This window comes from Pantoea sp. CTOTU46764 (assembly GCF_031974595.1).
GTDB classification, from domain to species: domain Bacteria; phylum Pseudomonadota; class Gammaproteobacteria; order Enterobacterales; family Enterobacteriaceae; genus Pantoea; species Pantoea trifolii.
The window spans coordinates 1-2,015 of record NZ_DALYOQ010000072.1 but is presented as its reverse complement, the minus strand read 5'-3'; the positions used below and the strand labels follow the sequence as shown (position 1 = coordinate 2,015).

Annotated in this window: 3 protein-coding genes; 1 reads left to right on the top strand and 2 read right to left on the bottom strand. The window is 54.0% G+C overall.

All coding sequences use genetic code 11. The features are described from left to right. Positions 1–504: DUF3418 domain-containing protein (locus RTM06_RS18895; protein WP_312184249.1), on the top strand; the 504-nt coding region annotated here is incomplete at its 5' end. A 192-nt stretch (positions 505–696) separates the two neighbouring features. Here the strand turns inward: RTM06_RS18895 and RTM06_RS18890 are convergent. Both RTM06_RS18890 and asr read right to left on the bottom strand, forming a co-directional pair. After that, complete coding sequence (locus tag RTM06_RS18890; protein ID WP_154193524.1) at positions 697–1,503, bottom strand: serine protease; 807 nt, start codon at positions 1,501–1,503, stop codon at positions 697–699. A 277-nt stretch (positions 1,504–1,780) separates the two neighbouring features. Then, on the bottom strand, positions 1,781–2,015 hold a 235-nt coding region (gene asr / locus RTM06_RS18885), incomplete at its 5' end, for an acid resistance repetitive basic protein Asr (RefSeq protein ID WP_312184246.1).

The window sequence follows — 2,015 nt, the reverse complement described above, 5'->3', positions numbered from 1 at the left end:
AACTTCGAACAGCTGCGCGACAAAGTGCGTGCTGATTTGAATGAAACCGTGGTCACCATCGCCAAGCAGGTCGAACAGATTCTGACCTGCGTGTTCAACATCAACAAGTTCCTTAAGGGACGCGTAGATATGTCGCTGGCGTTGGCGTTAGGCGATATCAAAGCGCAGCTGAATGGCCTGGTGTATCGCGGCTTCGTCACCGGCAACGGCTGGTCGCGTCTCGGTGATACGCTGCGCTATCTGCAAGGTATTGAACGCCGCCTCGAGAAGCTGCCGGTGGATCCACACAGCGATCGTGCGCGCATGCTGAAAGTGCAAGCGGTGGAGCAGGCCTGGCAGACGTGGCGGAATAAATTGCCGCCGCAGCGTCAGGATGATGCCGAAGTACAGGCGATTCGCTGGATGCTGGAGGAGTTGCGGATTAGCTATTTCGCGCAGCAGTTGGGCACGCCTTATCCGATTTCGGATAAGCGTATTCTGCAGGCGATGGAGCAGTTGAGTTAATTGTGGGATTGCGCGATAAATCGCGCCGCTACGAAACAGTGCGGTTTTAACATCGCACAACTATCGAAGAAGGCGGAAAGGCGGGGCCGCGGAGTAAAGCTTCCGCCGCATGGATGCGGCGGCAGAGGCCCCAGGGATGGGTCCACGACGACTTTACGTAGCGGCCCCGCCTTTTTGCCTGACAGCGCCGAATTACTGAGCTAACTCTTCTAGCTTATCTTTAAAGGACGGCACCGCAATCGCGCGGTTATCGGCACGATAACGATCGGCCGGCGCGGGCGCCGAACTCTGCACCGCAATCAGCTGCCACTCATCACCGTTCTTCAACAGCAGCGGCGAACCGCTGTCGCCTGGCAAGGTATCGCACTGGTGCGACAGCACTGCGCGCTGCGCCCAACCGGTCACTAAACAATCGCTGTGCGAATAGAGCGTATCCAGATGATCGGCCGGATAACCTGCCTGCGTTACTTTGCGTTGGGTGGTTTTCAAGGCGGCGGTTAAATCGCCACGCGAACCCTCAAACAACGGAATCGGCACAATACCGGACGGCGGATTATGCAAGATAACCAGCCCATAATCGTAGGGCGCGGCGCCCGGCGGCACGATCCAGCCTTCGCCGTCCGCCTGCAACCGGCGCGCTAAAGAGGGTTCAACGCGTGCATCAATATCATGAATCTCGTAACGCCAGCCTTTGGCGCTGGCCATAAAACGCAGCGCCACTGGCTTATCAAACTTGCCGGGCGGAGCCAATAAACAGTGTCCGGCGGTCAACGCCAGATGAGCAGAAATCAGGGTGGCAGTGCAGAGGTTACCGCTTTCGGTCTCTAACTGACCGATGGCATCCCAGGGCGCGGCGCTCACGTCGCTAATCGCCTGGCGATGATCTTTGCCAAAGAACAACGTTTTGATGTCTTCCGGGCTTGGCCCATCTTCATCATCGGCATGTGCTGTGTGGTTAAAACTGAAAAGACCAACAAGTAACAGGATAGCCAGGCGCATAGTTCTCTCAATGGCGAGAATAAGTAGAAGTTGTTGTCATCACGCTTGAGCGATAACTATAGTCGGTGAGCGGTGAAAAAGGGAGAAATATTGGAGTAATCAGCACGCTACAACGACTAGATAAAAAAGCTGGCTGCAACTATGCCACAGAGGATCATCACAATCAGAATAATTTCGAAGCGATAGCGACGCACCATTTTTCGCTACTCCAGTAAATAAACACCCGGCATAACCGGGTGTTTTCAATCATCAATACGGTGTTGGCGCTAAGCGAATCTTATTTAGCTGCTTTTTTCACTTTGTGATGCTTTTTAGCTGCCTGAGCTTTCTGCGCAGCGGGTTTGGTTACTTTTTTGTGGTGCTTTTTAGCAGCCTGAGCTTTCTGTGCAGCTGGCTTGGTTGCTTTGTGGTGCTTTTTAGCAGCCTGGGCTTTCTGTGCAGCTGGCTTGGTTGCTTTTTTGTGGTGCTTTTTAGCAGCCTGGGCTTTCTGTGCAGCTGGCTTGGTTGCTTTT

Excerpts from the sequence above, each read along its gene's own strand:
- RTM06_RS18890 (WP_154193524.1), bottom strand. The coding sequence starts at position 1,503 with ATGCGCCTGGCTATCCTGTTACTTGTTGGTCTTTTCAGTTTTAACCAC.